Consider the following 7441-nt stretch of genomic DNA (forward strand, 5'->3'; position numbering starts at 1 on the left):
TGGTCTTCGCGGCTTCGCGCTCTTCGCGTGAGGCAACGGTTCAAATGCTACCGGGAGGAGTGAGATAACACATGCCAGAGTCAACTAACGCCCTCATCATCGACGGCTACGTCGACGAGCCTGCGTGCCTCGGCGTCGCGCCCTATATCTCCCCGTACATCCGCGAGGTCGCCGGTGCCCTTGCCGGGCACGGATACGCGGCCCGCTACGTCACCATCGACCAGATCCGGGCCGATCCCACCCTCGCCGCCGGCTACGGACGCGGCGACCTCGTGGTGATGATCGCCGGCCTGACGGTGCCGGGGGCATACATCGGCGGGAAACCCGCGACCCTGACGGAGATCCAGCAGCTCGGGATCCTGCTCCGGCAGCCGACCACGGCGATCGGCGGGCCGATCGCCTTCGGCTACGCTCCGGGAGGCGGGAAGAGGGCGATCCGGCAGGCGATCGCCGGGTTCGGCGTCACGCTCTCGGGCTCACCCGCGGTCGCGCTGGATAACTGGCTCTCGGGCGGGGAACCTTCCGGCACGGGGGATTACTCCCTGACCGATCCCTGGGCTGCAGCGGGTGCCGGTATCATATCGCAGCACCCGGCATTCCCCTACGTAATGTGCGAACTCGAGACCGCGACCGGGTGCTCGCGGGCGACGGTCGGAGGGTGCTCGTTCTGCACCGAGCCGTTCTACGGGCTCCCGCGCTACCGGAGCATCGAGGGGATAGCAGAGGAGGTTGCGGCGCTCCATACCGCTGGCGCCCGCCACTTCAGGCTCGGCCGGCAGCCGGATCTCCTCGCCTACAACAGCAACGGCGGCGGGGAGTTCCCGGTTCCGCGCCCCGGAGCACTCGAAGAACTCTTCTCGGCCGTCCGGGAGAACGCCCCTGACCTCAAAACCCTGCACATCGACAACATCAATCCGGGCACCATCGCCCGGCACGAGGACGCGGCACGGGCGGCGCTCGAGGCGATCGTCGCCGGCCACACCCCCGGCGATACCGCGGCGTTCGGGATGGAGACCGCCGATCCGGCGGTTGTCGCGGCGAACAACCTCAAGGCCATGCCGGACGATGTCTTCCGCGCGATCGAGGTCGTGAACGAGGTCGGGGGGAAGCGGACGAAGGGCGTCCCCGAGCTCCTTCCTGGCCTGAACTTCATCGTCGGCCTCGCGGGGGAGACGCCGGTGACGTTCGACGCAAACGAGGCGTTCCTCCGCCGGGTGCTCGACGCCGGTCTTCTCGTCCGGCGGGTGAACATCCGGCAGTTGATGCCGTTCGAGGGAACAGAGGCCTACGATGAGAACACCCTCGGGAAGCACGACGCCCGGTTCCGCTCCTTCAAGGAGTGGGCGCGGAAGGAGTTCGACGAGCCGATGCTCCGCCGTGTCTTCCCCGTCGGCACCGTCCTTCCGGAGGTCGTCGTCGAACTTCCTGGAAAACCATCGTTCGGCCGGCAGATGGGCTCATACCCCATCCTCGTCGGGATCCCCCTCGACCTCGCGGAAAGGACGGTGCTCGACGCCGTCGTGGTCGACTGGGGGATGCGGTCGGTGACGGCCCTCCCCTGCCCGGTGGAGGTCAACACCCTGCCGGTCGCGGCGCTCCGGTGGATCCCGGGGGTGGGCAAGAAGAGGGCCGCGACGATCGCCGCCCGCCGGCCTTTTAGCAGCCCCGAAGAGTTCCGGGAGGTCGCCGGGGAGACGGGGATCGAGGACGTGATGGTGTTTTAGAGTGCTCTCTTCGCGGCCTTCGCGGCTTCGCGCGAGTTAGCAGCGTATGGAGTAGCCGATCCCTCGCGCGAAGCCGCGAAGAACGCGAAGTTCGGTAGACGGGTGCTGACGACTTCCCCTTGGCGACTCGTACTTCGCGTAAGGCCGACTCTCCCTTCACATCTCCTATGCTACTCTTCTTCCCGCAGTTCCATCACCCGCAGAACGTCCGTCCGGGTCACGATCCCGACCAGGGTGTCGTCCTCGACGACGGGAATCCTCCCGATCTCCTGACCTGTTATGATCCGGAGCGCGTCGATGAGCGGCGCCGACGGCAGGAGGGTGGTCGGGTCCCGGGTCATGACGTCGCGCACCTGCATCGCCTCCCGGTCGATCGGCGAGATCTTGTGAACGTCGGCGAGGGCGATGATCCCGACGAGCGATCCCCTCTCCACCACCGGGAATCCGAGGTGCTTCGTTTCGTACATCATGTCCACCACCCGGGGCAGCGGCATCGTCGGTTCCACAGTGACGACGGGGCTGCTCATCGCGTCAGCTACGGTGACGTCCTGCAGCAGGACGTTGTAGCGGAGGAACGTGGCCTCCTGGTTCGCTCCGATGTAGATGAAGAAGGCGATGATGATCAGGATAGGATTCAGGAGCAGGAGCCCGACGATCCCGAAGAGGACGGCGAACCCTTTCCCGACGTCGGCGGCGATCCGGGTCGCACGGGAGAGCGGCATCCGGCGGGCGAGCCATGCCCGCAGCACGCGCCCGCCGTCCATGGGAAACGCCGGGAGGAGGTTGAACCCGAAGAGCAGGACGTTCAGGAGCCCGAGGTAGCCGAAGGTGAAGATCAGGACGCCGGCGACTCCCGGATCCAGATTGATCGCCGCAACGACGTAGACGAGGGCGGCGGAGACGATGCCGACCGCAAGGCTCGTCAGCGGCCCCGCGAGCGCCATGGGCAGTTCGATCTTCGGGTCCGGCATCGTCTCCTCCATCTGGGAGACGCCGCCGAGAATGAGGAGCGTGATGCTGTGGATCTCAATTCCTTTCGCTTTCGCGATGAGCGAGTGGGCCATCTCGTGGATGAAGACGCCGAAGAAGAGGCCGAGCGCCACGACGATTCCGAGGATGTAGGGGTTGAACCCCTCCGTAATCAGTGTCGTGTCGATTGGAACGCCGAAGAGGACCTCGATCAACCCGGTCGTGAGCAGAATCTGGCTCCCGATGATCCATGCGAAGAGGGGGATCACCAGAAGAAAACTCCAGTGCAGTTTGACCGGAATCCCGGCCAGGGTTCCAATCTGTAGCGACGCTTCCATGAAAAGGAGTATCTTTTTATCATTTATAGTAATATACCTTCAGAGGATACCGATGAGAACACAGATCACAGAGATGTTCGGATTACGCGTCTATACCGACAGAGCTGTCTTTATCGGGAACGTTGACGATGTCGTGCTTGATGTGGACCAGAAAAAGGTCGACGCCCTTGCAGTCGGCGAGCTCAACCCCGAGATCGGAGAGGTAAAGGGTTACACCGGGTTGCAGATCCCCTTCCGCGTCGTAAAGAGCGTCGGGGATATCGTCATCGTCCGCCACATCCCCGGGCTCTTCAAATTGCCGGCAAAAGACGACTGAGCGCGATGCCCGCTCTTTCCGGGGCTCCCTGACGATAGAATATGGATATGAAAGACCGTGAGATATTCTCGACCCTCACGATATTCCCCCCTGTTTTTGTCCGGCTCGACGGCCGTGCCTTCCACCGCCTGGCACGTGCGCTTCATCTCAAAAAGCCGTTCGATCCCGCCTTCAACGAGAGCATGCGTGCGGTCTGCCGCTACCTCCTCACCGGAAGCGGCCTCTCTCCCGCGTTTGCCTACACCTTCTCCGACGAGATCAGCCTTTACTTCTCGACGCTGCCGTTCTCCGGGCGGGTGGAGAAGCTCGACTCCGTGATCGCCGCGGCTGCGGCGAGCAAACTCACGATCGAACTTAGGTGCACGGAGCCCCTTGCGTTCGACGCCCGGACGATCCCCGCGGCGGGGGAGTTTGCGATCGAGTATCTGGTCTCGCGCCAGAACGAGGCGTGGCGCAACCACATCAACGCCTACTGCCAGAACGCCCTCGTCGAGGAGGGGATGACCGCCCGGGAGGCCGCCGCGGCGCTCCGGGGGATGCAGTCTGAAGCCATGCACGAGATGATGTTCGAGCGGGGCGTCAACCTCGCGGCAACGCCGGCGTGGCAGCGGCGGGGAACGCTCCTCTACCGGGACGAGTGCATAAAAGAGGGGTATAACCCCGTGACGGGGGAGACCGTCGAGGCCGTACGGGCCTGCATCCGGGAACCGGAGGAGACGCCCCTCTTCTCCACGGAGGAGGGCGCGGCCCTGATACGGTCACTCACCGGCGCGTGAGATGCCGATCTGCATCTGCACGCCTTCCACGTCCCAGTCCTTTTCGAGCGCAAAGGGCTCCGCCGGCTTCTCCCCGTTGCGGCCGACGGTGAGGGCTGCCGCCCGCACCTCCCCGGCAATCTCCTTCTGCCACTCCTCTTCTGCGATGAGCGAGGCCACCCGATCGTCGGCGACGTCCACGGCCGCGACGATGAAGTCGTCGACGTTCAGGTCGAGCTGGCGGCGCATCTCCTGGATCCGCCGGATCACCTCGCGGGCGTATCCCTCGGCCTCCAGCGCCGGGGTGAGGGTGACGTCGACGTAGACCGTCGCGTCCTTCATGGGCGCGGCAAAGACGCCCTCGGGAAGGGCTTCCGCGAAGGTGACGTGGCGTTCGGCGATCTCGTAGCCGTCGAGTTGAGCCTTTCCGTCCCGCTCGATGGCGGTTTTCAGGGCGGTGCCGTCCGCGCTCTCTATCAGCGCCTTGACCTTCGGGCCCTCCTTGCCGAACTCCGGGCCGATCGCCCGCATCACCGGCTCGGCCTGCCAGAGGATCCGGTCCCACCTTCCGGTAACGACCCTGACCGCCCGGGAATTTGCCCGGTTCAGGGCGAGTTCGTTCAGGTTTTCGAGAGCCGTCTTCACCCCGTCGCTCCCGGTGACCACGACGGTCTCGGAGACCGGCCAGCGGAGTTTGCGTCTCCCGTTCTGCCGGGCGGTGGCGACCGCGTCGTCGAACGACCGGATGACCTCCATGGCGCTCTCGAGGTCGGGCGCGATCAGGAGATCGTCCGCCTCCGGCCAGTCGAGCATATGGACACTCTTCGGGTCGCCCGCAAGGCGGAGGTTGCCGTAGATCTCCTCGGCGATGTGGGGCGTGAACGGCGCAAGGAGCGCGGTCAGGCGACGCATGACGTAGTATACCGTCTCGTAGGCGTACCGCTTCTCCGGCGAATCCTCCTCGAGCCACATCCTCGGCCGGACGAGCTGGACGTACCAGCGGGAGAGATCCTCGAGGATGAAGGCGGCGAGCGTCCGCGTCACCTTATGGAGGTGGTACTCCCGCATGTCCTCGGCCATGGTCCGGGCGAGCGAGTTTAGCCGGGAGATTATCCAGCGGTCTTCCTGGGGCATACCGTTGATATTGGCCCGGACGAACGAGTCGTCCCAGAGGCCGCCGTCGCCTGCCGCGGGCTCGAACGAGTCGAGAACCATGTAGGGGAGCGGGAACCGGTAGACGTTCCAGAGGATGTTGAGCGTCCGGTGGATGGTCTTTACGCTGTCCCAGTTGAACTTCAGGTCGTCCCAGGGAGCGTTCGCCCAGAGGACGTAGAACCGCAGAACGTCGACGCCGAACTGGTTCACCACCTCTTCGGGCGTCACCACGTTGCCGAAACTCTTGCTCATCTTGCGCCCGTCGGCGTCGAGAGCGAACCCGTGCATCAGGACGCTCTTGTAGGGGGCGCGGCCGAACGCCACGGTGCTCGCCCCGAGCTGGGAGTAGAACCAGCCCCGGGTCTGATCCTGGCCTTCGGTGATGAAGTCCGCCGGCCAGAGGCGGTCGAAGGCCTCGCGCTCCCTGGGGAACCCGAGGGTCGCCCACGACGCGACCGCCGAGTCGAACCAGACGTCGAAGATGTCGGCGACCCGGCGCATCTCCCCGCCGCAGGAGCACGGGATGACGATCTCGTCCACGTAGGGCCGGTGTGGGTCGGGAACCTTTACGCCCGACCGCTCCTCGAGTTCGGCGACGGTGCCGATGACGGTTCGCTCGCCGCACCGTTCGCACTGCCAGATGGGGATGGGGATGCCCCAGTAGCGTTGCCGGGAGATGCACCAGTCGCGGGAGTCCCTGACGAAGTCGTGGAACCGGGCGCTTCCCGCCCACTCGGGGTACCACTTCACCTTCGCGATCTCCTGTAGCATCGGTTCGCGGATCTCGGTGGCCTTCAGGAACCACTGCGCGGTCGCGCGGTAGATGATGGGGGTCTTGCACCGCCAGCAGTGGCCGTAGCGGTGGGTGATCGTCCGCCGGGCGAGGAGATAGTCGCCGAGCGCGTCGATGACGAGATCATTTGCGTCCCGGACGTACATATCGGCGAACGCCCCGGCCTCCTGGGTGAAGCACCCGCCGGCGTCGACCGGGCAGAAGACCTCGAGCCCTTCCTGGATGCCGACCAGGTAGTCGTCCCACCCGTGCCCGGGAGCGATGTGAACGAGACCGGTGTTCTCGAGTGCGACGTAGTCCGCCGCGACGACCCGGTGCCGGATCTCCGCCTGGCGGGGGACCTGGCCGGCGAGCGGCGACGTGTACTCCGTTCCGACGAGGTCGCTGCCGCTCGCCCGCTCAAGGACGGTGTAGTCCTGGTAGCGGCCCATCTTCAGGACGGACTCGACGAGTTCGTCGGCGATCCAGAGGATCTCCTCGCGGCCGTCCTTCTTCGCCGCCACCCGCGCGTAGGTGAACCCGGTGTTGACCGCCACCGCGACGTTCGCGGGGAGCGTCCACGGCGTGGTCGTCCAGATCACCAGGTACTCGTTCTCACGCCCGGTAATCGGGAATTTGACGAAGATGGAGGGGTCGGTCTCGTCCCAGTATTCCACCTCCGAGTCGGCGATCGCCGTCTCGCACCGGGGGCACCAGTTCACGACCCGGTGGCCGCGCTCGAGCAGCCCGCGCTCTTCCGCCCGCTGGAGCGCCCACCACGCGGACTCGATGTACTCCTCCTTGATCGTCTGGTAGGGGTCGTCGAAGTCGAGCCAGATGCCGAGCTGCCGGAACTGGTCGCTCATGATCTCCATGTGCGTCACGGCGAACGTCCGGCACTGCTCGATGAACGCGGCGATCCCGTAATCTTCGATGTCCTTCTTGGAGGTGAACCCGAGCTGGTGCTCGACCTTCACCTCGATAGGGAGGCCGTGCATGTCGTAGCCGGCCCGCTCGACGATGTTTCTGCCCCCCATCCGGTGGTAGCGGAGGATGGCGTCTTTTATGATCTTGTTCCAGGCGGTGCCGAGATGGATGTGGCCGGTGGTGTACGGCGGCCCGTCGACGAAAAAGAACGCTTTTCCATCCTTCCGAAGTTCCTGGACGCGTGCGTAGGTGTTCTCCCGTTTCCAGTAGTCCTGGACTCCCGCTTCGACCTCGCGCGGGTTATAACTGCCGGTGACTTCTTTCACCTCGTATCCCTCATATTCAGCACTCTGGTGTACCGTTTGTTGTTGGGGGACAAAGTGTTTGTGTGCACGACGCGACGTTCCGATAGGAACGGAGCGGGAGCACCGCAGGTGCGACTCGCGACTGTCGGGACGACAGGAGTTCGAGCACCGCAGGTGCGA

Annotated in this window: 5 protein-coding genes; 3 read left to right on the forward strand and 2 right to left on the reverse strand. The window is 65.0% G+C overall.

What is annotated here, in order from left to right:
* Positions 1 to 71: 71 nt before the first annotated feature.
* On the forward strand, positions 72 to 1724 hold the full coding sequence (locus SZ63_RS00985) for a radical SAM protein (RefSeq protein WP_048179718.1): 1653 nt from the start codon (positions 72 to 74) through the stop codon (positions 1722 to 1724).
* A gap of 170 nt (positions 1725 to 1894) precedes the next feature.
* Here SZ63_RS00985 and SZ63_RS00990 read toward each other — a convergent pair whose 3' ends face one another.
* Complete coding sequence (locus SZ63_RS00990; protein WP_048179720.1) at positions 1895 to 3031, reverse strand: CBS domain-containing protein; 1137 nt, start codon at positions 3029 to 3031, stop codon at positions 1895 to 1897.
* Positions 3032 to 3083: 52 nt separating this feature from the next.
* On the opposite strand from SZ63_RS00990, the gene SZ63_RS00995 reads away from it, so the two are divergent.
* Together SZ63_RS00995 and SZ63_RS01000 are read left to right on the forward strand one after the other, a co-directional pair.
* Positions 3084 to 3347 (forward strand): PRC-barrel domain-containing protein, encoded by a 264-nt coding sequence (locus SZ63_RS00995; RefSeq protein WP_048179723.1) that lies wholly within the window; start codon positions 3084 to 3086, stop codon positions 3345 to 3347.
* A gap of 41 nt (positions 3348 to 3388) precedes the next feature.
* The gene (locus tag SZ63_RS01000) at positions 3389 to 4123 is read left to right on the forward strand and encodes a tRNA(His) guanylyltransferase Thg1 family protein (protein ID WP_082122596.1); all 735 of its coding nucleotides are present in this window, start codon (positions 3389 to 3391) and stop codon (positions 4121 to 4123) included.
* On the opposite strand, the gene ileS is transcribed toward SZ63_RS01000, so the two are convergent.
* Positions 4106 to 7282 carry an isoleucine--tRNA ligase gene (gene ileS / locus SZ63_RS01005; protein WP_048179725.1) on the reverse strand — a complete coding sequence of 1059 codons (3177 nt, stop codon included), beginning with the start codon at positions 7280 to 7282 and terminating at the stop codon, positions 4106 to 4108. The genes SZ63_RS01000 and ileS overlap by 18 nt on opposite strands.
* Positions 7283 to 7441: the final 159 nt, after the last annotated feature.

Origin of the sequence: Methanoculleus sediminis (assembly GCF_001017125.1) — an archaeon.
In the GTDB taxonomy this organism is placed as follows: Archaea; Halobacteriota; Methanomicrobia; order Methanomicrobiales; family Methanoculleaceae; genus Methanoculleus; species Methanoculleus sediminis.